General features: G+C 55.6%; 36 protein-coding genes and 1 tRNA gene. 8 read left to right on the forward strand and 29 right to left on the reverse strand.

Annotated features, from left to right (window positions below):
• The first annotated feature begins 2 nt into the window (after positions 1–2).
• Entirely contained in the window at positions 3–869 is an 867-nt protein-coding gene (locus HGP31_RS31095) for a glycine-rich domain-containing protein (RefSeq protein WP_476748416.1), read from the forward strand.
• A gap of 5 nt (positions 870–874) precedes the next feature.
• The gene (locus HGP31_RS11480; protein ID WP_168757730.1) at positions 875–1,276 is read left to right on the forward strand and encodes a tail fiber assembly protein; all 402 of its coding nucleotides are present in this window, start codon (positions 875–877) and stop codon (positions 1,274–1,276) included.
• Between the two features lie 42 nt (positions 1,277–1,318).
• Here the strand turns inward: HGP31_RS11480 and HGP31_RS11485 are convergent, their stop codons facing one another.
• Entirely contained in the window at positions 1,319–2,371 is a 1,053-nt protein-coding gene (locus tag HGP31_RS11485; RefSeq protein WP_168757731.1) for an acyltransferase family protein, read from the reverse strand.
• A gap of 55 nt (positions 2,372–2,426) precedes the next feature.
• Between HGP31_RS11485 and HGP31_RS11490 the strand changes: the two genes are divergently transcribed.
• The gene (locus HGP31_RS11490) at positions 2,427–2,978 is read left to right on the forward strand and encodes a glycoside hydrolase family 19 protein (protein WP_168757732.1); all 552 of its coding nucleotides are present in this window, start codon (positions 2,427–2,429) and stop codon (positions 2,976–2,978) included.
• On the forward strand, positions 2,975–3,508 hold the full coding sequence (locus HGP31_RS11495) for a DUF2514 family protein (RefSeq protein ID WP_168757733.1): 534 nt from the start codon (positions 2,975–2,977) through the stop codon (positions 3,506–3,508). The genes HGP31_RS11490 and HGP31_RS11495 overlap by 4 nt, the downstream gene beginning before the upstream one ends.
• Here the strand turns inward: HGP31_RS11495 and HGP31_RS11500 are convergent.
• The 5 genes from HGP31_RS11500 to HGP31_RS11520 all read right to left on the reverse strand — a co-directional run bounded on the left by HGP31_RS11500 (position 3,466) and on the right by HGP31_RS11520 (position 6,118).
• Positions 3,466–4,155 (reverse strand): SOS response-associated peptidase family protein, encoded by a 690-nt coding sequence (locus HGP31_RS11500; protein ID WP_168757734.1) that lies wholly within the window; start codon positions 4,153–4,155, stop codon positions 3,466–3,468. The genes HGP31_RS11495 and HGP31_RS11500 overlap by 43 nt on opposite strands.
• 2 nt (positions 4,156–4,157) lie before the next feature.
• On the reverse strand, positions 4,158–4,478 hold the full coding sequence (locus HGP31_RS11505; protein WP_168757735.1) for a hypothetical protein: 321 nt from the start codon (positions 4,476–4,478) through the stop codon (positions 4,158–4,160).
• Between the two features lie 80 nt (positions 4,479–4,558).
• On the reverse strand, positions 4,559–4,768 hold the full coding sequence (locus HGP31_RS11510) for a hypothetical protein (RefSeq protein WP_168757736.1): 210 nt from the start codon (positions 4,766–4,768) through the stop codon (positions 4,559–4,561).
• Positions 4,769–4,990: 222 nt separating this feature from the next.
• Positions 4,991–5,755 (reverse strand): hypothetical protein, encoded by a 765-nt coding sequence (locus HGP31_RS11515; RefSeq protein WP_168757737.1) that lies wholly within the window; start codon positions 5,753–5,755, stop codon positions 4,991–4,993.
• A gap of 219 nt (positions 5,756–5,974) precedes the next feature.
• Positions 5,975–6,118 (reverse strand): hypothetical protein, encoded by a 144-nt coding sequence (locus HGP31_RS11520; protein WP_168756983.1) that lies wholly within the window; start codon positions 6,116–6,118, stop codon positions 5,975–5,977.
• A 284-nt stretch (positions 6,119–6,402) separates the two neighbouring features.
• On the opposite strand from HGP31_RS11520, the gene HGP31_RS11525 reads away from it, so the two are divergent.
• Positions 6,403–6,521 (forward strand) — tRNA-OTHER (locus tag HGP31_RS11525).
• A 69-nt stretch (positions 6,522–6,590) separates the two neighbouring features.
• On the opposite strand, the gene HGP31_RS11530 is transcribed toward HGP31_RS11525, so the two are convergent.
• Both HGP31_RS11530 and HGP31_RS30475 read right to left on the reverse strand, forming a co-directional pair.
• Entirely contained in the window at positions 6,591–7,772 is a 1,182-nt protein-coding gene (locus tag HGP31_RS11530; RefSeq protein WP_240963557.1) for a tyrosine-type recombinase/integrase, read from the reverse strand.
• Positions 7,658–8,059: a hypothetical protein gene (locus HGP31_RS30475; RefSeq protein WP_240963537.1), complete on the reverse strand. Its 402-nt coding sequence runs from the start codon at positions 8,057–8,059 to the stop codon at positions 7,658–7,660. Before HGP31_RS30475 ends, HGP31_RS11530 begins: the two co-directional genes overlap by 115 nt.
• 127 nt (positions 8,060–8,186) lie before the next feature.
• On the opposite strand from HGP31_RS30475, the gene HGP31_RS11535 reads away from it, so the two are divergent.
• Positions 8,187–8,600: a hypothetical protein gene (locus HGP31_RS11535; RefSeq protein WP_168757739.1), complete on the forward strand. Its 414-nt coding sequence runs from the start codon at positions 8,187–8,189 to the stop codon at positions 8,598–8,600.
• A 97-nt stretch (positions 8,601–8,697) separates the two neighbouring features.
• On the opposite strand, the gene HGP31_RS11540 is transcribed toward HGP31_RS11535, so the two are convergent.
• The 4 genes from HGP31_RS11540 to HGP31_RS11555 form a co-directional block, all read right to left on the reverse strand.
• Positions 8,698–9,291, reverse strand: a complete 594-nt coding sequence (locus HGP31_RS11540; RefSeq protein WP_168757740.1) for a morphogenetic protein — start codon at positions 9,289–9,291, stop codon at positions 8,698–8,700.
• Positions 9,288–9,602 (reverse strand): hypothetical protein, encoded by a 315-nt coding sequence (locus HGP31_RS11545; protein WP_168757741.1) that lies wholly within the window; start codon positions 9,600–9,602, stop codon positions 9,288–9,290. The genes HGP31_RS11540 and HGP31_RS11545 overlap by 4 nt, the downstream gene beginning before the upstream one ends.
• A 199-nt stretch (positions 9,603–9,801) precedes the next feature.
• Positions 9,802–10,413, reverse strand: coding sequence for a hypothetical protein (locus HGP31_RS11550; RefSeq protein WP_168757742.1), 612 nt, complete (start codon positions 10,411–10,413; stop codon positions 9,802–9,804).
• 165 nt (positions 10,414–10,578) lie between these two features.
• Entirely contained in the window at positions 10,579–12,648 is a 2,070-nt protein-coding gene (locus HGP31_RS11555; protein ID WP_168757743.1) for a DNA cytosine methyltransferase, read from the reverse strand.
• 83 nt (positions 12,649–12,731) lie between these two features.
• On the opposite strand from HGP31_RS11555, the gene HGP31_RS11560 reads away from it, so the two are divergent.
• Positions 12,732–12,965, forward strand: coding sequence for a hypothetical protein (locus tag HGP31_RS11560; protein ID WP_168757744.1), 234 nt, complete (start codon positions 12,732–12,734; stop codon positions 12,963–12,965).
• A gap of 20 nt (positions 12,966–12,985) precedes the next feature.
• Here the strand turns inward: HGP31_RS11560 and HGP31_RS11565 are convergent, their stop codons facing one another.
• The 3 genes from HGP31_RS11565 to HGP31_RS11575 all read right to left on the reverse strand — a co-directional run bounded on the left by HGP31_RS11565 (position 12,986) and on the right by HGP31_RS11575 (position 14,607).
• On the reverse strand, positions 12,986–13,135 hold the full coding sequence (locus tag HGP31_RS11565) for a hypothetical protein (protein ID WP_168757745.1): 150 nt from the start codon (positions 13,133–13,135) through the stop codon (positions 12,986–12,988).
• 136 nt (positions 13,136–13,271) lie between these two features.
• The gene (gene yejK, locus HGP31_RS11570) at positions 13,272–14,279 is read right to left on the reverse strand and encodes a nucleoid-associated protein YejK (RefSeq protein ID WP_168757746.1); all 1,008 of its coding nucleotides are present in this window, start codon (positions 14,277–14,279) and stop codon (positions 13,272–13,274) included.
• Positions 14,280–14,358: 79 nt separating this feature from the next.
• Positions 14,359–14,607: a hypothetical protein gene (locus HGP31_RS11575; RefSeq protein ID WP_168757747.1), complete on the reverse strand. Its 249-nt coding sequence runs from the start codon at positions 14,605–14,607 to the stop codon at positions 14,359–14,361.
• Positions 14,608–14,756: 149 nt separating this feature from the next.
• On the opposite strand from HGP31_RS11575, the gene HGP31_RS11580 reads away from it, so the two are divergent.
• On the forward strand, positions 14,757–15,497 hold the full coding sequence (locus tag HGP31_RS11580) for a hypothetical protein (protein WP_168757748.1): 741 nt from the start codon (positions 14,757–14,759) through the stop codon (positions 15,495–15,497).
• Here HGP31_RS11580 and HGP31_RS11585 read toward each other — a convergent pair.
• The 14 genes from HGP31_RS11585 to HGP31_RS11650 all read right to left on the reverse strand — a co-directional run bounded on the left by HGP31_RS11585 (position 15,494) and on the right by HGP31_RS11650 (position 23,772).
• Positions 15,494–15,691: a hypothetical protein gene (locus HGP31_RS11585; protein WP_168757749.1), complete on the reverse strand. Its 198-nt coding sequence runs from the start codon at positions 15,689–15,691 to the stop codon at positions 15,494–15,496. The two genes, HGP31_RS11580 and HGP31_RS11585, sit on opposite strands and share 4 nt — an antisense overlap.
• A gap of 17 nt (positions 15,692–15,708) precedes the next feature.
• Positions 15,709–16,065, reverse strand: a complete 357-nt coding sequence (locus HGP31_RS11590) for a hypothetical protein (protein ID WP_168757750.1) — start codon at positions 16,063–16,065, stop codon at positions 15,709–15,711.
• Between the two features lies 1 nt (position 16,066).
• Positions 16,067–16,540: a single-stranded DNA-binding protein gene (ssb, locus tag HGP31_RS11595; RefSeq protein WP_168757751.1), complete on the reverse strand. Its 474-nt coding sequence runs from the start codon at positions 16,538–16,540 to the stop codon at positions 16,067–16,069.
• A gap of 9 nt (positions 16,541–16,549) precedes the next feature.
• Positions 16,550–17,167 (reverse strand): lambda exonuclease family protein, encoded by a 618-nt coding sequence (locus HGP31_RS11600; protein ID WP_168757752.1) that lies wholly within the window; start codon positions 17,165–17,167, stop codon positions 16,550–16,552.
• On the reverse strand, positions 17,151–17,933 hold the full coding sequence (locus HGP31_RS11605; protein ID WP_168757753.1) for an ERF family protein: 783 nt from the start codon (positions 17,931–17,933) through the stop codon (positions 17,151–17,153). The genes HGP31_RS11600 and HGP31_RS11605 overlap by 17 nt, the downstream gene beginning before the upstream one ends.
• 7 nt (positions 17,934–17,940) lie before the next feature.
• Entirely contained in the window at positions 17,941–19,095 is a 1,155-nt protein-coding gene (locus HGP31_RS11610; protein WP_168757754.1) for a coiled-coil domain-containing protein, read from the reverse strand.
• A gap of 156 nt (positions 19,096–19,251) precedes the next feature.
• A complete protein-coding gene (locus HGP31_RS11615; RefSeq protein ID WP_168757755.1) occupies positions 19,252–19,446 on the reverse strand; it encodes a hypothetical protein in 195 nt (64 codons plus the stop codon).
• Positions 19,443–19,643, reverse strand: a complete 201-nt coding sequence (locus tag HGP31_RS11620; protein WP_168757756.1) for a hypothetical protein — start codon at positions 19,641–19,643, stop codon at positions 19,443–19,445. Before HGP31_RS11620 ends, HGP31_RS11615 begins: the two co-directional genes overlap by 4 nt.
• Positions 19,631–20,071 (reverse strand): hypothetical protein, encoded by a 441-nt coding sequence (locus HGP31_RS11625; protein ID WP_168757757.1) that lies wholly within the window; start codon positions 20,069–20,071, stop codon positions 19,631–19,633. The genes HGP31_RS11620 and HGP31_RS11625 overlap by 13 nt, the downstream gene beginning before the upstream one ends.
• Before the next feature lie 369 nt (positions 20,072–20,440).
• Complete coding sequence (locus tag HGP31_RS11630; RefSeq protein WP_168757758.1) at positions 20,441–20,899, reverse strand: hypothetical protein; 459 nt, start codon at positions 20,897–20,899, stop codon at positions 20,441–20,443.
• A gap of 434 nt (positions 20,900–21,333) precedes the next feature.
• Positions 21,334–21,711: a hypothetical protein gene (locus tag HGP31_RS11635; RefSeq protein ID WP_168757759.1), complete on the reverse strand. Its 378-nt coding sequence runs from the start codon at positions 21,709–21,711 to the stop codon at positions 21,334–21,336.
• 184 nt (positions 21,712–21,895) lie between these two features.
• A complete protein-coding gene (locus HGP31_RS11640) occupies positions 21,896–22,417 on the reverse strand; it encodes a hypothetical protein (RefSeq protein WP_168757760.1) in 522 nt (173 codons plus the stop codon).
• 150 nt (positions 22,418–22,567) lie between these two features.
• Complete coding sequence (locus HGP31_RS11645) at positions 22,568–23,434, reverse strand: BRO family protein (RefSeq protein ID WP_168757761.1); 867 nt, start codon at positions 23,432–23,434, stop codon at positions 22,568–22,570.
• A 149-nt stretch (positions 23,435–23,583) separates the two neighbouring features.
• Positions 23,584–23,772, reverse strand: coding sequence for a hypothetical protein (locus HGP31_RS11650; RefSeq protein ID WP_168757762.1), 189 nt, complete (start codon positions 23,770–23,772; stop codon positions 23,584–23,586).

Genomic DNA, 23,772 nt, shown 5'->3' on the forward strand with positions numbered 1-23,772 from the left:
CCATGCATCGTATCGACGGCCCTGGTGCCACGGTAGACAAAAAGTTTACAGAGGGCGACCCCACGGGAGGGGTGCAGGCCACGGTATTAACTGACGATTGGCTCAACGACGTGCAGGAGGAGCTTATTACGCTGCTCACAGTCGCTGGAATCACGCCGGTTAAGGGCACGCAAAATCAGATTCTTGCAGCTATTCGCAATCTGAAGGGCGTACAACGATTCACTGCGAGTGGTTCTTTTACTGTGCCGCCTGGCGTGACCACTATTTATACCTCTGGCGTAGCCGCGGGCGGCGGCGGTGGCGGTGGGGGGAGCAGCAATACGGCGGGAGCTGCGGCTTCTAACGGCGGTGGTGGCGGTGCGGGTCAGTCCACTCAGCGCACCCCACAAACAGTTACTCCGGGGCAGGTCATCGCTATTACTGTCGGTGCGGCAGGTGCAGCCGGAGGTGGGGGAGGTCAAGGCTTTGACAACGCCACTGATGGCGGAGCGGGCGGCAACACTGTGATCGGGTCATTAATAACCCTCATTGGAGGTAGCGGTGGCGGCCGAGGTCGTGCCGCTACTGCAGGTGGTCCGGTAGGTGGCGGCGCAGGCGGTACAGGCTACCCTAACGGCGGTTCAGGTACTGATGGTGCTGGTTCTAGCGCAGCTACTGCAAACGGTTGGCCAGCCACCTCCGGTGCAGGTGGTAGTGCGCCTTTTGGTGGTGGCGGCCCTCCACAACGCTCCGGAAACTCTGGCGGTAATCCTGGCATTCCTGGGAATTTTGGTGGCGGCGGCTCGGGCGGTACCGGTCCATACAACTCCGGCGGGGCCGGCGGGGTCGGCGGTCAAGGTGGTCAAGGCATCGTAATCATTGAATGGTGAGTGTTATGGATCGATATGCTCTGATTGAGCTTTCTACTGAACTGGTCGTAAACGTTGCCATCTGGGACGGAGAAACGGAATGGGCGCCTGAAGAAGGCGTCATCGCTATCCAATCGGATTCTGCTCAGATTGGACACAGCTATGTCAAAGGTGAATTTATCGCGCCTCCGGCGCCAGAAGATCCCCCGCTGACACCTGAAGAAATTCTTGCCGTTAACGAAAAGACGAAGGTCAATCTGATGGCGCAGGCATCACAGGCAATGACCCCATTGCTTGTATCCCTTCAACTGGGTAATGCGACGGACGCTGAAACTACTTCAGCCCAAGCCTGGCAGGCGTACTGTCGAGCTCTGAATTTGGCTGATCTCACTATTGAGAGTCCTGCCTGGCCAGTTGTGCCTACGTGAGGTCGTAGTCGTTGAGTAGTTTCAGATACGGTCATGAAGTCATCAGGGGGTCTGGATTGGCGCTGGCAGGTCTACTTCCGAGCGAGCAGAATCGCGAACTCGATTTCTGATCTTATTGATTGGCTGGTCGACAAACTTGACGATCAGGGCGCTTGCGAGGATGGTCACCGGGTATGCGATTGCAAAAATCACCCACCCTCGTTGTTCGCCACCGAACAGCCTCCAAACAAAAAATGCATAAATAAAATGACCAAGAAACATTGGATAAGCCAAGTCGCCCAGGTATTTATCGATTCGTCCAATTAATCCTGTCATTCGAGCTTTGTTCACAACTACAACTGTCGCGAAGGCCAGAGCCATATTTGCATAGTAAGACCAGTGGTTGACAATCAAAGTGCTAGTTGTGATTGAGTAATACCAGATTGCCGTAAAGGTTATGAGACATGATGCGAATATCGATGCCTGAAGTTTTTGGTTTTGGCTTATTTGCCTAAGAATTTCGGAGTGCCTTGAGATAAAATAAGCTATTGCCCCTAGTGAGAAAGGTAGCATTGCAGCGGGGACAGGGAAATATTTTAAAAGTTGATCTGTAACGTAGTATGTTATGTAGATGTACCAGATGGCAGCGAGTGCGGCAGTTGTCATTGCTGTTTTTATGTTTCTGGCCGTGAAGAGCACTAGTATAGCGTAGCAACATAGCTCGACACCTACAGACCAAGAAGATGGTATTACCCGAAATTGATGAATTGTAGTGCCAGACACTAATCCCCATGGGAATATCAGGGCATTCCCGAGTATATCTAAGGGCGATCCTGTTATCGTCCAAACGTGATGGAATGATTTGAAGGACTCAGAGAGGGATATGCCCAATCCTACGGCTAGTGTCACAAGGTAGGCGGGATAAAGCCTGAGTACTCTGTTTTCAGTGAATGCTTTGACTTGGAATTTGTACGTCTCATTTAGTACGAGAGTTATTAGGTATCCGCTGATAGCGTAAAAAAACACTACTGCCAGCATTCCGATATTTGGAACGGACTCAGTCAAATGGAATAGCACCACACAGCTAGCCATGAAAAACCTGAGCGTGCCCATCATCTGAGTATGATCCATTTAAATTCAAATCAAAGAATTATGCCCATTGGAGACTGTTATGCCAATAACAAAGCAGCAGCTGCTGCAAATCCTCCCGAACGCCGGCAAACAAGCCGGCGTTTTTGCGTCTGCGCTGAACCTGGCCATGGACCGCTTTCAGATCAATACCCGGATGAGGGTGGCAGCCTTCATCGCCCAGGTCGGGCATGAGTCGGGCCAGTTCCGATATGTGCGCGAACTTGGCGGTGACCAGTACCTGAGCAAGTACGATACCGGTCCGCTGGCCAAGCGACTGGGCAATACGCCCGAGGCAGATGGGGACGGCCAGACGTACCGCGGGCGCGGCCTGATTCAGATCACCGGGCACGACAACTATCTGGCTTGCAGCAAGGCGCTGTTCTCAGATGATCGGTTGCTGCGAACACCGGAGTTGCTCGAGCAGGCCGAGTGGGCGGCGAAGTCGGCGGCGTGGTTTTGGCATTCACGCAACCTTAACGCTCTGGCCGATGCAGGCGACTTCGTAGGTGTCACCCGGCGCATCAATGGCGGTACGAATGGAATGGTCGAGCGCCATTCGTTCTACAGCACGGCGCTGAAGGTACTGGCATGAGGGCGATGCTGAGGATCCTTCCCTATATAGCTGCGGTGCTGCTGGTGGCGGCCGTGCTGTTCGGCGTCTATCACCACGGCGTGACCGTCACGGATGAGAAGTGGCAGTCCGAATGGAACAGCCGCGACACCCATGACGCAGCGGCGAGGGCGCTCAATGAGGCAGCTGAGCGCACCAAAGAGCAGGCCTACCAACAATCAATCAACAAGGCGGTTCAAGATGGCCAACGCATCATCGATCAAGCGACGGCTGATGCTGCTGCCGCTCGCACTTCTGCTGACAGCCTGCGCGGGGCAGCCGACGCCCTTGCCAACCGACTCGCAGCCAGTGAAGCCAGCGGCGATTCCTGCACTGCCGCCGCAGGCCAGGCAACTGCCCACTTCGCAATGGTGCTTGCCGACGTGTTCAAGCGCGCTGACGAAAGAGCGGGCGAACTGGCTGCAATTGCTGACCAAGCCAGAGCCCGGGGAGCGGCTTGCGAGATGGCTTATGACGGAGTTGCCAACGGATCGATCAGCGCAGGGCCCTGATTGCGCACGTTGCCGACGGCACGGTCCACCTTGAACCACTCGAACGCCTCCGTTGGCTCTCCCTGATGCATCACCATCTGTTCGGCGCGTTCTTTCGGCGTGGCCGGGTCGAGCCATTCCCGGGCGAGCTCTGGCGATAGCGTCACAGGCCGTCGGTCGTGGATATCGACCATCCCACCGGCGCTGTCGGCGGTGATTATCACGAAGCCATCGTGCACGCTTGGCTCATGCTCGGCGTTCGGGTATTGGCCGATCGCTGCGCACAGGATTGGCGACCGGTCGCGCCGGCGGATGAGGTAGGGCTGCTTTTTCGGTCCGCCTTCATCCACCCATTCAAACCAGTTGTTGATGGCGATGATTGCCCGGTGCGGCCAGATGTCACGGAAGAACGGGCCGTGGGCGACTTTCTCCACTCGGGCATTGATCGGTGCGACGCGGTCCTTGGCCCAATGCGGGCGCCATCCCCAACGAACCATGTCAGCGTGTAGATATTCGCCTTCCTGGTGAAAAATGGCGAGCTGGGTTGTCGGGGCAGCGTTGTAACGCTCGAACGGCCGGTCACCAGTGTTGTTCACCAGAGGGTTGGGCATGCTGAGTGCCGCCACGAAGTCGTGAATGCCATCGTATTGGGAAAGTCGTCCGCACATGTTCAGCTCCTCTGAATGCCAGCTTGCAGCTCGCAAATGATCCTTTCTTTTTGATCAAGAACCAGTGTCAGGCTTCGGATCTTGAAAAGCTGGTCGGTGGTTTCTGCCTCCAGGTTCGCCATCCATGCCAGCTTCTTTTGGAGTTCGGTCGACAGCTGGTCGTTCATTTCCACCAACGTGGAAATATTTTCCTTTGCCGCCTGCAGCTGACGCTTTAGATCCTGGACGTCTTCCTCAAGCATGCTTGCGTAATGCGTCACGGTTTCTAGCCTGGTCGGGCTGCCGAGCCATTCGCCGGTGTCTTCGATTTCGTAGGGGTCCACGGTTACGCCTTACGGGTACTGTTTGGATATACAGTAAACGAGACGGGGCGCTATGGCGAATGCTGGCGACGGAATGCAAATCAGTCCGGGGTCATCAGCACGGCGAGGGTTAACTTGATGAACTCTTCATTTTTGTCGATCGTGTCCAGGGCGCCACGCACGTTATCGGCGACGTCGGCCGCGCCGCGCTGCTCAACCCACTTAGAAAGCTCTAAGATGGCGGCTTCGAGCGCCAGTTGGTTTTCGTTGATCTTGAAAAGCAGCGAAGGCAGTAGATCAGAATTGGACATCGTGAACTCCCCGAAAAGATTTCAGCGTAGCACTGAACGGCGCTGATATTCGGTCGACGAAGGCGGATGTTGACGCCGCAACTAAAACGTAAACGTCCAGGTGATGTTTGGCGAATGATTTACTCGACCTTTCTGTGCGTCGTAGTCGGATCGCAGGATAATGATCAGTATGCGCTTACACATAATGTCGAGTTATGCTTAGAGTGTGTTATGGAAGTGTTCTTAGAGCAAATAGTGTGACGATATGAGTTCGCCAATCTTGATGAGGTGGGACTTGTCCTGTATCGTTACTGCAGGTCTTGAGTGGCGGGCTCCTTCTGGCCAAACTCTCCCGTATAATCTATCTCGCAGTTCTATTTCGGGCATGAGCTCTTCGTTCATTTCATGCGTGGAAGATCCGATTATGGAGAATAAAGCATGGCCTATGTTTATTGTTGTTATGTGGAATGAACTCTCAGGCTTTCCTGGGAGACCTGCTCTGTAATATCTAAAATATGTATTCTGGTTAAACGCGGTGTGGCAATACCATACGTAAGTGAGTGGTGGTGGCTTCAGTTGTGTCTTCATTATTGCATAATGGTCGATTGGAAAGCCGGGTAGATTATCACGATGCTTCAAAGCATTTACTGCAGCGGTCTTTGCTGCCCAGAAAGCTAATGTTTCTAAATTATCGTCGCTAGGGAAATTGCGTCGCGCATAAAATAGCTCAACAAGGCTTGATTCTGCATGATTCTCTAGAGTGTTCATCCATCCAGCATTGCACTCATTGCAAACGGAGTTTACCGTGCTGTCAAAAGGGCCGTGAGGAATAACAATTGGCTTTATATTAAAGCCGCCGTCTGATCTCCGAGTTTTGTTTTCCCAAGTAATGTGACTTGGCGTTTCCGGGAATAGTGAATTGAATTTATCCCTCAGAATATGTTCTTTTGTGAAATGTATGTCTGGGTGGGACTTGCTGCAAAACGGGCAGGCCTTCTTGAGTTTCATATTTTATTTCTCAGTGGGGTAGAGTTGTAAAATTTAGATTTTTTCCGCCAGTGATATACGATGATCGTATCATGGTTATATATTAGGGTTGAAGTGCACACTGCCAAGCTTGATATAAGCGTTACTGTCATGCAGCGCCAGGCAGGCACCAGACAGTAATTGCAGGGAGAGGATAAGGCCCATACCAATTCTTTTTCCTTATTTTTTATCGATGGTGTCTCAAAATCCGCGCACGTTGTTAGCGACCTCTGCCGCACCGTGATGCTCACCCCAGTTCGAAAACTCCAAAATGGCAGCTTCTAGGACGAACTGGTTTTCATTGATCTTAAAGAGCAGGGAAGGGAGCAGGTCTGAGTTTGGCATTACGAATCCTCCGTGAAGAGGTGAGCGTAGCATCATAAGGTGCGGGTGGATGCCGGGTAGGAAGGCTCAGAAAAAGCAAAGCCCCGAAGGTTCGCGGCTCCGGGGCTTCTATTTTCACCCGCATCCCTTAATGCCTGGCGAACGTGGCGGCGAGAATACCAGCGTTGAATCGGGGACTCACTATTGCGATAGGTGGTTTGTGTTCAGTCGGCAGAACGCCGTAAGGGTTGTGCGCAAAACCTCCTCTGGAGGCCGCGTGTTTCCGTTTGCATAAGCACAAAAAAGAGGATGTTTTGCCGCTACCGGAGAGGGCAGTTAGCCTTATAAAACAAGCACTTAGATCGCTTTAGTCCCCAGCATGGGGTGCTAGGGGTCGAGTGTTCGAATCACTCCGTCCCGACCATATAATTCAATGACTTAGCCCAACTTTCGCGAGTTGGGCTTTTTCATGTGCAGGGACTTTTGCGGGGGTTCATCCCGTTTTCCTCCTCAAGATTGTCAGAGCCGGTCCTCTCGAATCGGTCGCTGATACTTTGTTTGCCGCCTCAATCAACTGCTCGAGCTCTGCGGTAGAATAGTGGCTCGTAACGCTGCCATTCTTGTGCCCCAGAAGCGCCTTCCGATCCTCCAGTGTCACGCCCGCTGCACGTAGCCTTCTGCCAAAGGTGTGCTTGAGGTCGTGAATCCTGATCGATCTGAACCCGGGGTGTGCCGGTGACTTGTGCTCCACTTCCCACTTCGCCGCCGCTCGCACCCTGGCCTTCTTCCACGCTGTGTCATTCATCCGGTGCATCGGGGTCGGACCGTGTTCGTCCGGCTGCCCATACGGGAAGACATACTTCGAATGCAGCCCGCGCTGCCCGTCGATGACCGACATCGCCACCTTGTTCAGCACCACCAGCCTCTCGTCGCCATTCTTCACGCCAGACTTCTCATGCCTCCCGCCAAAGTCAGCAGGGATCAGGAATACACTCGCTCCCAGTTCCGGCACTCGGATTTCCCAATCCCACTGAAGCTTGCAGACTTCCTGCTCCCTGCAGCCCGTGTTCACTTTGTAGAGCGACATCCTCAACAGGTGGTCAGGTATTTCCGAGAACAGCATCGACTGCTCTGCCCATGACATGGGGTAGGGCTTCCTGCTCGACTTCCTCTCCTCCAGCATCGAGATCATCGGCACGCTATCCAGCCACGGCCGTTTCTCTGCGTCTCGCCACTTCCTGTGGCACAGGTTCAAGATTCGAACGACGCGCTGCAAGGCGATGTTCACCGTCCGGTTCGACACGCCTGGCTTTACCTTCCCTTTTTCAGTTTTGGCTGGCTTCTGCCGGTCCCGCTTGAACGTGGCCAGCGTCCCGTCATCTATGTGGGTGATCGGTAAATCGCCGATGTACGGGTCCAACTGCTCAATGTGCGAGGCCGAAAGGCCAATTGAGGCCTGGTCTTTGAACTCCACCAGAAACCTGGTGGCCGCCTCACGCCAGGTTCGCACCTGGCGCACACCGTAAACCTTTTCCTGCCTGAGCTTTTCCAAACGGTGGATCAGGTACTGCTCCGCTTCCTGCCTTTCGCTTGCTCCAGTGCTTTCTTGAAGTCGCTGACCTCGGACGACTTTGTCGATGTGCCAAATTCCGTTCCTCTCGTAGAGGCCGGAGATTGTTTTTCGCGCCATTTATTGACTCCTTGGCGCCCACTGCGGGGCTGATTGTTGTCCTGATTGGCGGCCTTTTCAATTGCCATGGCTTCGATATAGGCATCCGCCCACTGGTCGAGCTCTATCCGGTCGAAGCCAATACCCTGTTTCCCGATCGGGAATTCGCGCACGTTGGGCCGGACGGTTTTGTTGAATTCATCTCTGCACATGCCGAGATAGCCGTAAGCCTCGCCGGCGCGAATGAAGCGCGGAAGGATGGGCACGACCTGGGCCGCGCTGCGATTGGACATAGCGAATCCTCGCCCGCCGTCGCCGGCAGGCTGGTAAGTGGGAAAGGGTGAGTTGTCATTTTGTTTCTGAGTTACAGTCTGCGATGCGGCTCAGATGGAGCTCGTAGACGAAATCAAGGAGATGGGAATGGATTCAAAAGAAGGTGCTGCAATAATTGACGCATTGGCTGAAAGCATTCGAAGCAACCCTGGTCAATTTGTAATCCAATTGAAGGTGGTTGGTCAGAGCTTTGTCACGAATGGGGGTATCGGGGCGGTGATTAGCGCCACCGGTGGAGCGGCGGGATCGACGACGATTGGTAACCAAGTCCGAGTTGATGGTTCATCTGTAGACATTGCTCAAGGTGTCGCTGACAAAGCTGTTGTCGCCCAAATGAATGGTTTGGCTGAGGGGCTGGCGGAAATTTCTCGCCAGCTGACGAGCGCGAATCCGAATAAGGGATTGGTTGCAGAGATCCTTGATTCATTCAAAAATTCCTGGGTGCCTACAGCAATTACTGCTGTTGTTTCTACGGTTACCACGGGACTCTTGGGCGTTTAAATTAAGTTTGCGAGCCTGCGTTAGCGTAGTGCTCGCCTTTGGCTTCATCACCGCGGCCCCTTGTAGCAGTACACGTAGGCGAACAAGGCGAGGGCGATCATGGCGTCACCTTCTTGAACTCGACGACCCACACCCATGGATTGGCGGCCCAGTCGCCGCCGACGGATTCCCAAATATCGCGGAAGGCCTCCTTGCGGGTGGGCCAAGGCGTCACGTACCGACCTGGACCTTCTCTGCCGACCAGCGCACCACTGTCGTCACGCATAGCCCGCACACCTTCAGCCGCGCATTGCTCTTCGCTGATGTCCTGCAACCGCTCGACTCGGACGGCGGTGATCTCTAGCAGGATGCGGCTGTCGCGGCGGAACATGTGGATGCCCGGCTTCCAAGGACCGCCGTAGTCCGTGCGGTTATCGCTCTCGCGATACACCACCCATTCTTGATCCGGGGCCTGAGCAATACCAATTCGCGCCCAAGTTTCACGCACCCACAGCCGTTCGCCTGGTTGGCCAAACGGACTGTTGTCGCGGACCTCGACGGGGCCAATTTCGTTGCCGGCCAGCCAGCGGCCGGTTGCCTTGTCTTTGAGCGGGAACTTCACTGCACGCCGAGTGACCGTCTTCCGGCCTTCCACGATGGCGCGCACCATCGGGGCCGAGAACAGGATTGGCCGTTCTTTTACCTGGCTCATGGCGTCACCTCGCGACGTGCCCACTGCACATACGGGCCATTATCAGTGTCGAAAATGCCGAGCAGGAACCAGCCATCATCGGGCGGCGGCTCTAGTTCCCAGCCGAGGCAGTGGCAGGCTTCATCATCCCAGTAGGGATGGGCTTCCAAATCGGATTCCATGTGCCAGCCGATCACCTTCAGACCCTGGGTTTCGAGCCACGCTTTCCATGCTTCGGCGTCTTCATCGAATTCGGGGATATCCGGGTGATACCAATACCCGTCCGCGTCGCGCGTGACTTCTACCGGGCCAATCAACTTTTCTGCAGGCATGACTTCGTCCTTGCCGCTATAGCGGCTGACTTTGAAGGGGGAGGGAGTTCTATTGGAAGTGTATAAAATGAAAGGCCTGAATTTAGACCCGCCAAGAAAACGTATTACTTTTACTCCATCCTAGATACTTTGGCGGGTAGGCTCCATCTTCTATCATTAACAAAATCAGAGCTAAAGGTGGCTAGCTCTATTGCAGTTGTTAGCAGCCTCCGAGTTTGGGTTCCTCAATAAAGTTAGCTGTCATTTCTGGGAGGCTTTGGAAGTTGTATTGGTCATAAACTATCTGCGCAAGTGCTTTTGCTTCTTCATAGGTGCTGACATGCACGTTTTTTGAAAAGACAACATATCGATGTCCATCAGGGGAGGAGCGGGAAAGTCTAATGCACCAAGTCTGATCCCCCGCCACCCATCTATAAAGCGGCACAGTTCCATCGGAGCCAAGTGGAAATACGTAGCACGAAATTCCTTCTGCCACATATCCTGAGGCCGGACCAAGCTCACCATCCTTATCTAGGGTGTATAAGTGATCACCCGTGTTGGGGTTATACCAGCGGTAGAGAGGAATTGTTCCGGGAACGCCTGGGTTAGGTACATAGCATTCAATTTTTTCAAAGACATATCCCGCGGCTGGCGCTGCTTCTCCGTTAGGGTCGGTGGTGTAAAAATGCAGATTACTTTCAGGGTGTCGCCAGCGATTGAAAGCCGAAGCGTCTTCAGTTTGGTGATTTAGTACATTGGCTGTGATGCCTTCAGAAACATAGCCGGCAGCAGGTTCAGTAGTACTAGTGGTATAGAAGTGCATAACGTTCATTTTCTGCTCATCTCATAGTGATCAAACTAGTAATGCTCCTACTCCTGATTGAGCAGAAGCGTTATCCAGTGTAGATCAGTAATAAATCTCCATCCGGATGTGGGGCTGTGATTACGATGGATAAACGCGAACACTTTACGAGTTACAAAGGAGCGCGGAATCGACCTAAGCCGCCTCTGCCTGCCGGTCAGAGACACGCCAAGGGTCATTCGCCCTTGCAAGAGCTGCCATTGGAGGAGGGCTGACGCTGTTGCCGCACATGTGCACCTGCTGAGTCTTCGTGAACGGCTTGCCGTCGGCACCGTGGCTGATGATGTAGTCGGCGGGAAAGCCCTGGGCCTTGTACAGCTCGGCCGGTTGCAGCATTCGCAGGCAGATGTCGACGATCACGTACGGCGTGCCCTTGATGGTGACGGTGACCAGGCCGAGGCGGTCCTTGGTAGTGATCGTTGGTGCGGGCGCGTCGGCGGCGCTCATGTTCTCGGTGCCGTAGTAGCTGATCAGGAATGCCGCGACCCTCAACGCGCCGGCTTCAACTTCTGGCGAGAGCTGGAGCTCGACCAGCGAACTCTTTCCGCCACCGCCGGCAGTGATGGTTGGTGCCGGTTCGTTCACGGCCTTGCCGACGCTTGCGCCGAACTGGCGCTCCATGAATGCGGTAACTAGACCGTGGTGAGTGCCGCCGGCGCTGATCGTGTGCAGTGGGTCAGCTGCGTCACGCGCATCGCAGTTGCCGCGCAGGTGCACCAGGTTCGCGGTCACGAGCTGCTGCTGGCTACCTGTGTTCGTCACAGTGGTCATCGGGTCTTCGATGCTCTTGGCGGCCGTGGTGTTGAATCCGCCATTCATCTGAGCCATGAACACCGTGGAGATGCCCATGGCGTGGGCGGCGCCGGCCGGGCGCTGGTAGTTTCCACCGCTGGTGATGGTTGGCAGCGGCTCGTCGAGCGCTTTGCCTTCGTCCGTAAACCGGAATTTCACCAGGTGCGCAGCGGCAATTGAGTGCCCGCCACTTGCTGTCACCGTGCCAAGTGGGTCACCGGCAAACTTGCTGCCATCGCCCCAGCGCTGGACACCGCCGGGCTTTCCTTCGCCGTGTGCCGCGGTAACCATCACTGGGCTGATTAGCGTCAGCTCGCCGCGGTTGGCGCAGGTTACCGTCGGCAGCGGGGCGTGCGGATCGTTGATCCGGTCGCTGCCCTGGTGCGTAGCTGGCGCAATGATCGGGCTGGCCATGGCGAACGAACCGCCGCGAGGCCAGGAGGTCACTGTGCGCAGCGGATCGTGCGCTGACTGCACACTGTCGCCGGACCAGTTCGCGATCGGCACAATAAACGGGTCAGCGGCATCGATGACGAACTTCTTCATGCCCTTGGCGATCCGCCGCAGGGTGGCCGGTGCCAGCGGCTTTGGACGATCAAAGATGCTTTTACTCGGGATCGTCCAGTCGATGCACTCGGCGGCGGTGCGCCACTTCTGCTGGCCTTTCACCGGGTGCTTGGCGTGTGTTGGGGCTGGCCAGACAATCGGCTGACCATCGCATCGAGCGATCATGAACAGGCGTTCTCGGCTGGTTGGAGCACCAAAGTCACACGCCTTGATCACCCTCCACTCCACGACGTAGCCCAGGTGCTGCAGCTCGGCAACAAACACAGTCCAGGTCTGCCCGCGGCGCTTTGGGTCCGGTACCAGGAATTGCTGGTGCACTGGAACCACCTCGCCCTGTTCTGCCACGCCGCCGCCCAGCTTCACAACCCGGCCGGTCGACTTGTCACGCTTGGCGATCAGCGGCCCCCACTGAAGTATCTGCTTCACGTTTTCCAGGCTGATCACGCGGGGCTTCTTCTTGCCGGCCCACTTCAGGCCAATCCATGAAAGATTGCGTATCTCGCGCTTGCGCGGCTGGCCGCCGGCGGCCTGGCTGTGGTGCGTGCAGTCCGGCGACATGTGGAACCAGCCCACGGCCTTGCCGTCGCACTCGGTGTCTGGATTGCCCTCGAATACATCGGTGGTGTAGTGCACTGCGCCCGGGTGATTTACGGTGTGCATGCTGATTGCCTGGGGGCTGTGGTTCTTCGCGACATTCACCGCGCGGCCCAGGCCCATTTCCAACCCGGTACCAGCACCGCCGCCACCACAGAAGAAGTCGACAACGATCTCATCGTCCTGAGAGCTGAAGCCAAGTCCATACTGGGTTTTGAAATCGAAGGGGTGTTTCTTCTGTTGTGCGGACATAGAGGATCCTCGCCGGCTGGCGTGATTCGTTGAAGTGGGGTATTTGTGTCAGCCCGGCATGGAGCCGGAGGGAGAGACAGCAAGTGAGCGATGAGTTCTACAAAAGGCTATTGGGCATACCAAAGCAGAATCAACTTTTCTCGGGTAACTCGATTTTCGGTATTACGACAGGGGAAGACATTCTGAATTTCTCTGAATTGGATGCAGCAGGCAGCACTGTTGCTCACTACCGCGTGGTCGAGCAGCGAATTGGTTACTTAGGGGAAGGCGGCTCAATTACCTGGCACAGAACAGAAGTCAAATCCAAACAGGATTAAAACCAACAGGTGAAGGCGGGTCAGGCGAAGATGGCGAACTGTGCGGCCTTGCACTCGAGTTCGCCATGCGGCAAGCGTGTGATCTCTTGTCTGGCCGCGGCTACTTCGCCGGTGTGGCGACCATGCTCGGTATTGATGCTTACCGTTGAACCGTCTGGTCGGCGAATCATGCGTTCGCCGCGGGGGCCACGCTCAACTGCGTAGCCCAGTCGCCGCCATAGCCCGTTTGGACTTTCGAATTGTGGGGGCACGGTTGTCTCCAGTCAGGCGCCGCCCTCCGTCCAGAGCGTGGCATAGCGGTGAGTATCAGGCGGCTGCGCGCTTGAGTTGGTCAGTGAGCTGGGTCGGCAGACTGCGCAGCGTCAGGGTGCCGCCAGCTTCGTCGAACTCGATTTTCGAGCCGAGGAGGTGCTGTTCAAAGCTGATCGACAGGCCATCGATGCGACCGGTGAAACGCCTGAATTTGTTCAGGGTCTTCTTGTCGGCGGGAATGGTTGCCGACAGGCCGTAGTCCTTTTCGCGGATGAAGGCGGCGAACATCTTCGGCTGGTCCTCATCGATCAGCTCGGACAGTTCGTCGATGGTTATCGGCTCACCCAGCTTGGCGTGGGCCATGGAATAACTGACCAAGGCGTGAGTCTTCTCGCGGGCCGACTCTTCCCCCAGGTCTTCGCTTTCCACGAAGTCTCTGAACGCCTTGAGCAGGGTACGGGTTTCGCCCGGGCCGTCGACACCTTCCTGACAGCCAATGAAGTCGCGGAAGTAATCGTTTGCCTTTCGGCCGTTCTTGCCCTTGATGAACGATATGTACTGCCGTGATGCTGGATTGCTCTTCCACTCGCTGAGGTTGATTCGGGCCGCCAGGTGGATGTGATCCAGATCCAGGCGCCGAACGGGTAGCAGCGTGAGCGCGTCGGTCATGACCACCGCTTCGGTTTCTTGCACCAGGGCGATGATCAGGTAATCGGTCAGGCCTTGCTGGTAGTGGCAGAACAGGGCGTTGCCACCGACTGAGAGGTTCGACTCTTCCATCAGCTTCGTCAGGTGTTCGACGGCGTTGTCGCTGAAAGAAACGAAACCATCGTTGCCGGCCAGGTATTTGCCGAGCCAACCACTGAATGGGAAGGTGCCGGATTCTGCGTGGAAGAGCCCCCAGGCCTTGCCTGCCTTGGCGTTGTAGCTTTCGTTGAACTGGTTGATCAGCTCGTCGCGGGCTTGGCTCTCGACCAATTCGGCGCCGCTGTAGTGCAGAACTGCAGGGCTGCCGTCGGGCTTCTTATCGATCTTGTGGATGATGCTGTGGAGAACAGGCATTGCGATTACCTCGGGTAGGCGCCGCCCTCCGTGACCGGATGCGACAGTAGGTGATTTGGTTGGTTGTCACGCGTGGTTGTCACGAAATGCTAATGTGCGCACCGAGTTCTTCGTCGGTCATTCGGTCGGCAGCATGGATGAAGCGTGAAATCAGATCCTGCTCTTCGTCGATGCCGGTTCTTGCCATTGTTCGAATAAGAGCGGCGTCATCGTTGTGATAAAGCAACGTGACAATCTTTCGTGACAGGAGGCGAGCCAACCTTTCTTGCTCGGTCAACTTGTCGCGTTCTCGCTGATCGCGCTTCCTCTCCGTTGGCGACTTGGCCATGGCCTGCCTCTTCAATTTCGTGGGTGCTTGGTCCAGGCATGCTGCCAGCGACGTAAGCCTCTGTCAGATGCCGTTATAATGGCGGATGTGGTGTAGTGGCTATTTAGATGTTCTGTTAGAATCTTTAAAAAGCGTATGGATTTTTGTAAATGCGTCGTTCTCAATTGAAACTGGGTGTAAAGATTCTTAAGTTATTTCAGGGGAATGCAGAGCAGCTCGCGGGATTGTTTACGTCGATATATATTAGCGCTGCAATAATAATCGTTAGTTTGCGAGCGAATGAAATTTTCAATTTGCCTTTAAATGAGCTTGGCGATTTTCTCGCGGGCGTATTTGGGCCGCTCGCTGTTCTTTGGCTAGTACTTGGTTACTATCAGCAAGGTCGCGAACTGAAAATTAGCTCTCAAGCTCTTGTCGCGCAATGTGTTGAACTTTCGAACTCCGTGAGTCAACAGCGGCAAGCCCTGGAAGTATCTACTGGTCAGATGGAGTTGGCAAAAGCAAAGCATGAGCTGGAGATGTTGGAGATTGAAGAGTCTATTCGCCCTAGGGTTGATGTGGCCTATGTGAACTCCGGTATTTCTAATTCCGGTGAATGGCTCAATTTTAATTTTTTGATTATTAATGCAGCTGCCTATGGTCTGAGAGTTTGTTGGTCTGATGGAAGTGCAGAATATGAAGTGCTGACGGCAGGGTATGTCGGAGCGCAGGCTAGAGAAAAATTCCAAGTTAATTTTCCAAAAAATGATGTGGATGTAAGTTTCAATATAACTGTATCCTGCAAGAATGTTCGGGGAAGGCCGTATGCCTACCAGTTCACGTATGATTCATCTGTGGGGAAGGGTTTGGTTAAGGCGCACGAGCCATCGGCCCCCAAATTGGTTAGTTAGATGTCCTCATCCTGTTTCTTATGCTGATTCAACCAGAGCAGTAATGCCTGTCTGTGCGCAGTATTGTCTTTTCTCCGGCCCGTTTCGTTACAACGGTGTTCGCTGGTCGTTTCTATCGACTCTTGGCCATGGTCTATTTCTTCTATGCCGCTGGCCGGTAATGTCAGCCAGGCTTGTCGTTTGCGTTGTTGCACGCGTGCCATCCTGCGCATCAGGCTGATGCCGGGAAGTCGAGCGAGTAGTCGGCGATCAGCCTGCGGCATAGCGTTTCGCTGATGCCGAGGTGCTTGCTGGCCTTGTACCGTGTCATGCCGGCCGCTTTGCACTCCACCAACTGAGCGGCCAGGGCGGCTTTTTCGTCGTCGCTGATGAGTCGCCCGCGCTTGCTCTTTGGCGCCTCGATGTTCCGATAGCCGTACGCCGGCTTCGGGATTTGATCGACACCAGGGCTGTCCTTGCCAAGCCCTGTCGGGATCAGCTGCGCCTGACCCCCGGATGCAAAGAAGGCAGCTTTCGCCGCCTCCAGTCCACATTGCCGCTTTGCGGCTTCTTCAATTGCTTGGTCCATGTCAGGCACCGTTCAAATAGTGGAGGGGCGCGAAAGGGATGTCATCGTCGAAGCTGTCGGGCGGTGCAGCCTGCTGGTTCTGCGCTGGCCGGGATGCCGCCTGCTGCCGGGACTGTTGTGGCCTGGATTGCTGCTGCGGTTGATTGGCCGCCTGAGGCGGTGAGCCGACGAACTTGATCAAGATGATCTTGCCCGTCAGCTTGAAGCCTTCACCGCCGCCGGTCTTGGTGTAGGTTTCGATATGAGCGTCGTCCATGGTGAAGTACACCTGCTGACCTTTGAGCAGGTAGGGCGCCATGGCTTCGGCCTGCTTCCCCCAGAGGGTGGCATCGACCCACTGAGTCGGCCGCTTGCCATCTTGACCCTTTCGACCGTAGTCGCACGCCAGGGCCAGATTGACCACAGCGTCGCCGCCCGGGGTGTAGCGCAGTTCAGCGTCACGGCCAATGCGGCCGACGTCGGTAAGTGTTGGCATGGAATGTCCTTAAGCGGCGATGCCGAGCACGCGGTTCATGCGCTCGTCGAGGATTTCGTAGAAGGTTTTGACGCGCTCGTTCATCTTGCGAATCATCACTTCGTCGCGGTAGGCACGCTTCACAAACAGCTTCATACCCGGCCAGTAGCTGACGAAGTCGATCCACTCGCGATCCGACACCCACAAGCCGCCCTGGCACTGCGCGACATGCTCCTTGGGGATCTCGCCGGACAGGATCACTTCCACCTGAAACTTCGGCAGCTTGGTCTTGATCTCGCACAGGCCGTCTTCGCCGATTAGCGAGTCTGGCGAGTAGCCGATCCCGTGATTCAGGATGATGCCGACCTGCTCGGTGGTGACGTCCAGTTGCGACTGGTACAGGCCGCGGGCGATGCCCTCATATTCATGGCCGCGCTCGGTGTGGCGGTTACCCTGGAACGGATCGGCAGCTTCACCGGTGATGCGCTCGCCGATCAGCGTATTCATGTAAGTGAATGCGCCGGCGCCGAAGCCTGCTTCACCCTTGCCGTTGACCAGCAGGGTGTCCAGCTCCGAACAGGTCACGATGCCCAGGCGCAGATCCAGCCACTCTTGAGTCCCTTGCTCAACGTTACTGATGATTTTCATCGTCTTTCCCTTCGGTGGTTTTGCTGTTTTGGGTGGCTGACTTGGTGAGCATGGCCAGCACCTGGTCAAACATAGATTTCTCGACGGAGGTCGGTGTGCCGTGGATGCCGGCGAAAGCGGATTTCGCTTTGTCGCTGCACTTCTCCAGCAGCATCGCGAGCTGCGCGGCCTGGGCGGAGGTGACGCGCGGTGTGATTTTGGCAGCCGGGCCGTTGCCGTCGTCGTCTTCGCCAGTAGTGGTGATGTTCAGCAGCAGGCCCGCGGTGTAGCGCTTGCCGTAGCTGACGCTTGATGCCACGGCCTGCACGCCGTTTTTGCTGCCCGATGCGTCGACAGGCAGGACGATCGAGGTGATTTCTCGGTGCCCGGCGCGATGGCTCAGCACACCTTCAACCTCGATACCTCGCTCGTTACGCGGGGTGCGGAAGGTGAGGGCAAAGCCATGCTTGGCCATCACAGGCTTGATCATCTCGTTGATGTCTTCCCAGAGCGCGTAGGTGCTCTGGATCCGGCCGCTCTTGTCCTTGATGCCGCCGCGTTCGCCGATCACCGGCATTTCTTCCTGCATCTGGGCCAGCGCATCGTCGTACTGCTGCTTGGCCTGCTGGGCTTGGAAGCGCTCATGCATCGCCATCAAGCGTTCCATCTTGTCGATGTCTGCGTCGGGGCTCATGGCCACCTGCTGGATGATCGACATGATGGTCGCCGACTCGGTTTGAATGGCCGGCAAGCGCTCGACTTTTTCTGTCACTGCAAGATTGCTCATGGCGACCTCAGTACTTGATGGAGATGGCGGGGATGAAGCCGCTGGCGATCAGCATTACAGCCAGTCGAGCGCAGTCTTCGGTCATTCCGTGCTGCATGAATGCCTCTTTCGAAGCCTTGTAGATGGCGCCCTTGTGAACCCTGTCCGCCTCGCGCAGCTTTTCTTGGCGCAGGATCTCGTCTGCGGCTTTGTTCTGGCGGGCGATCTCATCAAGTCGAGCTTGCTCAACCGCTGCGGCCTGACGCTGCTCGGCTGCAATTCGGTCCTGCTCGGCGCGGCGAATGGATTCGACCCGATCCGCCTCGGCTTGCAGCTTCTGGCGCTCGGCCTGTTCGGCGGCCAGCTTCAGCTGCAGGGCCTGGTTAGCAGCGGCAGCCTCAGCCTCGCGGACTTTGCGTTCGGCGTCGCGCTGAGCCTGTGCGGCCTGATCAATCAGCGCCTGCTCACGCTTAGCGGCCGCATCGCGCTCGGCCTGGGCCTTTTCTTCGGCTTCGCGCTGAGCTTTCTCTGCCGCTTCCCGGGCGATTGCTGCTTCATGGTCGGCCTTGGCTCGCGCCTCTGCTTCAGCGCGCAGCCTGGCCAATTCCGCTTGCTCAGCTTCATACTTCTGGCGGGCGGTCAGGGCAGCGCGAAGCACCGTCAGAGCCTTGTCCTTGGCGCGGGCCGCTTCCGGCTCGAACTCTTCCCAGACATCGCCCAGGGCAACCGCTTCAAGCTGTGCGACTCGGTCGGCCAGGTCTTCGGCGGTGATGCCGTCCAGATCCACGGCCAGCAGTCGGATACGCTCGATCGCGTCGTTGTGCTTATCGACCCGGGCATCTTCGGCGGCCTGCCACTCATTCAGCGGGCGGCGAACCTCTTCCTGCCATGAGTCCAAAGTGTCGCGAACGCGTTTGCGCTCAGCATCGATCTTCTTCGGGACTTCCTTCAGGTCGGCGACCAGCTTCTTGCCGACGTCGTCCAAGGCCGTCTTGGAGCGGGCGACTGCATAAGCCATTGAGGCGATCGCATCGCGGCCCTTGCGGGTGCTGATGTCCGGCGTGAAGCCATCGATCTTGGAGCGGATCACCTGGAGCCAAGGTTCAAGGCCCTTTTCAGCGCTGTAGACGGCGAGGGCGGTTTCTTGCGGCGGCACTACGGCCAGTTCGGTTTTTGCGGACATGACGATTCCCTGCCGCGATGCTCGCAGCGTTTGAAGGTAGTGGTTATTGAGTGAGCTGGCCGGAGTAGGCGCTTGCCAGCATCCAGGCAGTGAAGAGCAGAAGGGCGACGGCTAAGCCACGCCAGGTGTGTATGCGCTTGGCGCGCTGATAGGAGGTCAAGGCCGAATCCTTACCGCGATCCGGCCGCCTTTCATGGTCGGAGCCAGGCGCTGCGGCAGGTTGGCGACCAACTCTTCGCGCTTGCGGCCGATCACCTCGTTGAAGGGTAAGCCGAAGCTCAGAATGGCGATGCGCTGCTCGATACCTTCGAGCTGCTCGTCGATCAGCGTTTTTACCGGCGCTGTGCTCATGACAACTCCTTGCGCTTCCGGCTGATCTTCAGCAGGCGAGCGCTGTAGTGGTGAAATTCTTCAACGGTGATGTCGCCGGCGGTGAAGAGTCTTACGAGCAGCCCGTTGGCGAGGCTGTCGTCGATGTCGCGGCTGCCGGGGTGCTCCAGGGCTTCAAGCGCCTGATCGATGGTGATATGCGGGCTCAAAACCCGCACTCCGTTTCTGCTCGATCCTGCTCGCACTTGGCGTCGAAGTAGGCGTCGGCGTTACGCTCGGCCATTTCCCGGGCCAGTCGAGTCACCACACAATCGTCGCTGTAACCCAGGGCCCCGTGCGCCAGTTTGTAGAGCCGGCTTTCGGTGTCGCCGCAGCTCACTATCTCGATGAGGATCTGCGCGACGTTCCGCTCGAAGTCGGGAGTCGCTTGCAGATGCTCGTCAACGTCTCGCGCCAGATGCTCTCGGCTCGCGAGGGTGGCGCCGCGCCCATAAGGGCTGGGTGCAACAATCGGGTGCCCATCGATGAGGCCCTGAGTAGCCTCAATCACCCATTCCTGAGCTTCGGATGTCTCAAGGACGCTGTCGCCATCATCCGGAGGCAACCTTGAGTCGTATGCAGCTTGTGCTCTTGCGAGTGCGTTCATGGTCGCCTCCAGGGTGGCGCGGTGTTGATCCAACATAACTCGGCTGCACTCATCCATTCCGCTGGTTGCCGTTGGGCGCGGAGGGGAGTGCATGCGGGTGGTGTCGGGGAAGAGATTTAGCTGCTTGCTATGAACCCAAAAGAGCAGAATGCGCTACCGCCCTAACTATGGAGACGATGGCAATTGCACTGGTCGATGGGCTTTGTGAGGATGAACTTACAGAGTAGGGGCACTGAATTGCATTTGGAGGAGTATTCGCCTTCTGGCGCAGCCGGTGTCTTAACCGGATTGGTGCATGGTCCGACCGCCGTGGCGGTGATGTCACGGCAGTTGACTAGATCGCAGGACTTCAGAGTCGATTCAAATTTTTCAGCTGCGGTCGACTAAGGTCATTCTGGTTGCAGGAGGGATCGGGGTGATATGGTGGCGGTATGCATCTGTAACTTCGTTAATCACGAACCCAAACCGTACTCCGATTGCCTTAAGTGCTGGGATTGATAAGGCAATTACCTGGTTGTTAAAGGATGCCGAGACACTATCAATGCCGGTTGCCTTGAAGACGGAGTCAGAATTGCTGCTCCATGCACCAACTACATTTTCGATGGAGCCATCGCGCATCGTGAAGCTGCCGCCACATGCCCCGTCGCTTCCTGCGGAGCAAAAATTAATTAGTCCTTCATTTTGAGCAATGTAGAAGCTCCCAGTCCGATCGTAGATCAGCCCCCGTGCAATCCTTGCAAACCCTTCCGCGCTACCGCTCAGCGAAAGGTTCCAGCGGTCGTTGGACCAATAAAGCTCGACGTGTTCAATGATTTCAACAATTTTCATCTAAAGCCCTCAGTTGACGTGGTGTTTGGCCCTGTCTCCAAGGCCAGCTAGTGACAAATATTTGCCGTAGCACGCTACTGGCGTCGCACAGGCTATATCAAATTATTCCACCGGTCGCGGCTCAGCCCACCAGAAAACTGTTTGCGGTGCTTTACGCTGCACACCCGGGTCAGTTGCCAACCCTCTGAACCGTTGAGGCCGGTTCATCGCTGCCTTTCAATCTGGGCCGGTGTTGATCCGGCAAGGTGAAGCGTTAGATCTAAAGAGCGGTCAGGCCCTTTGAGGCCCTTCGCGCTGGCGGTCCCTTTCGGGGGACTTGGTTGCGATGGCTGCACAATACCGCCGGTATTGTATGCAGGTCAATACCTCCGGTCATGTTTTTATCGCGCCCACAAAAAAGCCCGCTCAGTGGCGGGCTGGATCTGTCATTAGGACTATTCGCGGCGTAGCGTCGGAGACCGTCCGTATTTCGTTTCGTACTTTTCGACCATCATCTGGCAAGTGCCGCGAACGAATCTGCGAGTGCTCAGGGATTGGAGCTCATCGTCGACGCCTTTCCAGCAAAGATCAATCGCTGAGCGGGCCTTTGTCTTTTCATCAGGCGGCCCTGACATGGCGCCGACGACCATCAGCGTCCCAAGGATTAACAGTGGAGTCAGGATGATCCATGGCCAGATCGGCTTTTTGGATTTTGGTGGCGGGGCGCCGTCAGCTGTACCAGTGAGCAGGCTCACCTGGCAGTGTTTGCACCGGATCGCTTCCGCCTTGATGGGTTCGGCGCAGAAAGGGCAGTTCTTGTCAGGGGCGTCCAAGGATTGATCTCCATATCAGGGATTGTAATCCTACCATTCTGGCCCCGTGCTATCACCACTACAAAGCCCGGCATTTGGCCGGGCTTTCCAATCACGTAACCAACTCCTTTTGGCTGACCGTATTGTGCAGGGTGGAGATGACGAAGGTGGACAGGGCGGAACAGAGAACTTGCACTAGGTTCCGCTACTCTTGTTCGCTTGATAATGTCCAGCCGGCTACGTATAAAATATGAGATGAGGGTGATTTCTCGGGCAATTGTGTGTGACTATCGATCTTGAGCTCTTCGCGCCGGGTCCGTTGAGGTGGAGCGAGAATACTTTTCACCCCTAAGCCTATTTTTGGAGTTGAGTTTCTTTTTCGTGCAGCCTCCTGAGAAGAGTCAGAGAATGATGCATTTCCAATAAATAGACCGCAACGATTTGCTTTACGCCGCTTTTTCCTGGATATGGCAATCGATACGAACGCCTCACCCTCGGCCTCAATGGTTTTCTGATAGTAGCTGATGTGCGCAATAAGCCTTTTTGCCAAGGCTTCAAAGCCATCGCCCTGTTTCGCTTCCCACATCACCTTGTACAGCTGGCAGAGCTGGTGCCATTCCTTGCTGTCAACATGCGCAGGCCTGTGAAGGCCCAGGACACTAAGAAGTGCTGTAAATTTCTTAGGTAGCGCCATTCGCTGTAAATCTGTTGGGGTTGGCAATGCCATGATCTTCTCCTTGATATCCAATTTCCTGTGGAATCGGACTTTTCGTGAGAGCGCTATCTTCGATCCTTCCTAGCCCCAACCAATCTGATAACGATCAGCTCATCAAGAAACGAAAGGCCCGGCATTGTGCCGGGCTATTCCTCATCAACGCTATTTGTCCAGCTTTTTGAATTCTTTGCTCGAAGCCTTGAGGTCGCTCTTAACTTGTTTGAGGTCTCGCGCGAGAGGAAGACTTTCAGGTGCATCTCCACTGATCTCAATCATGGTTTCTCGTACCTTCCTACCGACCGCTTCTGCAGCTCGCTCAGCAGCTTTTTGGCCGCGTATTCCTTCGTTCTCCATTTTTGCTTCAGTCTGGGTAACCCGGAAAAGGTTGGCAGCAAGCTCCTGCTTGCCCATGAAGTCCAGTAGGGATCGGCTAGACTCTTTGCCAATCAAGCCTTTTCTATTTTTTAGGTCAGACATATTCATGTTATACAGTCCGCGGTATCCCGCGTTCTGGAAAAAATGGTACTCGGTGACACCGGCCTGCTTTGCCACTCCACTCAAAGACTTCTCGTGTAGCGATATCTCATCGCGTATCAGTACGCGTTCAACATCCTCTGCCTGATCGATGTAGCGCTTGAACGTCTCTGCTACGGCAGCAAAATACGCTTGAGCTCGCGCAACTTCTGGCTTTTTCCCATCACCATTCATTGCTGTCAAATAGCACGCGAAACGCGAAAGCTTGTAATCTCGCTCAATTTTTCCGTCAATTTCTCGATCGACCTGCTGGAAGTTTTCCATGATGTCGATGCCGAGGGTAGTGCAAGATGCAATTGCTTTTTGGACGGCCTTTTGAAAGCTTGAAAAGGTTTGATAACCAACCATTTTCATGAAATCACGGGCATACCAATACGTGATGCCGTTTTTCCGACACAGGCCATCGAAATGTGGCCGAGAGTCGTCGAAGTGGAAAACGTCTTGTTCATTCATCGGTATGGCCAGGTCGAGTTGATAACCCTCAATTTTACCCATAGATCGCGTTCCTTGCCTTCGGTTTGTCAAAAAAAGTAGTACATGGTTTTGTTGGTGCAGACGCTCAGACTCGACCGAGTGGGTCTTCCCCGCACAATCCTTCCCGCCTTCACCTTATCTGCATAACACGCCAGCCGACCCTGTGGGGCTCAGCCCGCCCCAACGATTCTCAATGCAATCGCAGCCTCAAGAATTTTGTGTGCCTGAGACAAGACAGATTCAGACAATTCGTCACTTCCAGCTTCTTTTAGAGCGTCCACCACATCAAGCAATCTAGCTACCTCGGCCTCAATGATGCGGATGGAATCGCCAATCTGGTATTGAAGTGAGTGCGCCAT

Origin of the sequence: Pseudomonas umsongensis (assembly GCF_012647205.1) — a bacterium.
Classification (GTDB): Bacteria; Pseudomonadota; Gammaproteobacteria; order Pseudomonadales; family Pseudomonadaceae; genus Aquipseudomonas; species Aquipseudomonas umsongensis.

Coding starts and splice junctions, on each gene's coding strand:
- HGP31_RS31095 (WP_476748416.1), top strand. CDS start 3: ATGCATCGTATCGACGGCCCTGGTGCCACGGTAGACAAAAAGTTTACA.
- HGP31_RS11480 (WP_168757730.1), top strand. CDS start 875: ATGGATCGATATGCTCTGATTGAGCTTTCTACTGAACTGGTCGTAAAC.
- HGP31_RS11485 (WP_168757731.1), bottom strand. CDS start 2,371: ATGATGGGCACGCTCAGGTTTTTCATGGCTAGCTGTGTGGTGCTATTC.
- HGP31_RS11490 (WP_168757732.1), top strand. CDS start 2,427: ATGCCAATAACAAAGCAGCAGCTGCTGCAAATCCTCCCGAACGCCGGC.
- HGP31_RS11495 (WP_168757733.1), top strand. CDS start 2,975: ATGAGGGCGATGCTGAGGATCCTTCCCTATATAGCTGCGGTGCTGCTG.
- HGP31_RS11500 (WP_168757734.1), bottom strand. CDS start 4,155: ATGTGCGGACGACTTTCCCAATACGATGGCATTCACGACTTCGTGGCG.
- HGP31_RS11510 (WP_168757736.1), bottom strand. CDS start 4,768: ATGTCCAATTCTGATCTACTGCCTTCGCTGCTTTTCAAGATCAACGAA.
- HGP31_RS11515 (WP_168757737.1), bottom strand. CDS start 5,755: ATGAAACTCAAGAAGGCCTGCCCGTTTTGCAGCAAGTCCCACCCAGAC.
- HGP31_RS11520 (WP_168756983.1), bottom strand. CDS start 6,118: ATGCCAAACTCAGACCTGCTCCCTTCCCTGCTCTTTAAGATCAATGAA.
- HGP31_RS30475 (WP_240963537.1), bottom strand. CDS start 8,059: ATGTCCAATCGCAGCGCGGCCCAGGTCGTGCCCATCCTTCCGCGCTTC.
- HGP31_RS11535 (WP_168757739.1), top strand. CDS start 8,187: ATGGATTCAAAAGAAGGTGCTGCAATAATTGACGCATTGGCTGAAAGC.
- HGP31_RS11540 (WP_168757740.1), bottom strand. CDS start 9,291: ATGAGCCAGGTAAAAGAACGGCCAATCCTGTTCTCGGCCCCGATGGTG.
- HGP31_RS11545 (WP_168757741.1), bottom strand. CDS start 9,602: ATGCCTGCAGAAAAGTTGATTGGCCCGGTAGAAGTCACGCGCGACGCG.
- HGP31_RS11550 (WP_168757742.1), bottom strand. CDS start 10,413: ATGAACGTTATGCACTTCTATACCACTAGTACTACTGAACCTGCTGCC.
- HGP31_RS11555 (WP_168757743.1), bottom strand. CDS start 12,648: ATGTCCGCACAACAGAAGAAACACCCCTTCGATTTCAAAACCCAGTAT.
- HGP31_RS11565 (WP_168757745.1), bottom strand. CDS start 13,135: ATGATTCGCCGACCAGACGGTTCAACGGTAAGCATCAATACCGAGCAT.
- yejK (WP_168757746.1), bottom strand. CDS start 14,279: ATGCCTGTTCTCCACAGCATCATCCACAAGATCGATAAGAAGCCCGAC.
- HGP31_RS11575 (WP_168757747.1), bottom strand. CDS start 14,607: ATGGCCAAGTCGCCAACGGAGAGGAAGCGCGATCAGCGAGAACGCGAC.
- HGP31_RS11580 (WP_168757748.1), top strand. CDS start 14,757: ATGCGTCGTTCTCAATTGAAACTGGGTGTAAAGATTCTTAAGTTATTT.
- HGP31_RS11590 (WP_168757750.1), bottom strand. CDS start 16,065: ATGGACCAAGCAATTGAAGAAGCCGCAAAGCGGCAATGTGGACTGGAG.
- ssb (WP_168757751.1), bottom strand. CDS start 16,540: ATGCCAACACTTACCGACGTCGGCCGCATTGGCCGTGACGCTGAACTG.
- HGP31_RS11600 (WP_168757752.1), bottom strand. CDS start 17,167: ATGAAAATCATCAGTAACGTTGAGCAAGGGACTCAAGAGTGGCTGGAT.
- HGP31_RS11605 (WP_168757753.1), bottom strand. CDS start 17,933: ATGAGCAATCTTGCAGTGACAGAAAAAGTCGAGCGCTTGCCGGCCATT.
- HGP31_RS11610 (WP_168757754.1), bottom strand. CDS start 19,095: ATGTCCGCAAAAACCGAACTGGCCGTAGTGCCGCCGCAAGAAACCGCC.
- HGP31_RS11615 (WP_168757755.1), bottom strand. CDS start 19,446: ATGAGCACAGCGCCGGTAAAAACGCTGATCGACGAGCAGCTCGAAGGT.
- HGP31_RS11625 (WP_168757757.1), bottom strand. CDS start 20,071: ATGAACGCACTCGCAAGAGCACAAGCTGCATACGACTCAAGGTTGCCT.
- HGP31_RS11630 (WP_168757758.1), bottom strand. CDS start 20,899: ATGAAAATTGTTGAAATCATTGAACACGTCGAGCTTTATTGGTCCAAC.
- HGP31_RS11640 (WP_168757760.1), bottom strand. CDS start 22,417: ATGGCATTGCCAACCCCAACAGATTTACAGCGAATGGCGCTACCTAAG.
- HGP31_RS11645 (WP_168757761.1), bottom strand. CDS start 23,434: ATGGGTAAAATTGAGGGTTATCAACTCGACCTGGCCATACCGATGAAT.
- HGP31_RS11650 (WP_168757762.1), bottom strand. CDS start 23,772: ATGGCGCACTCACTTCAATACCAGATTGGCGATTCCATCCGCATCATT.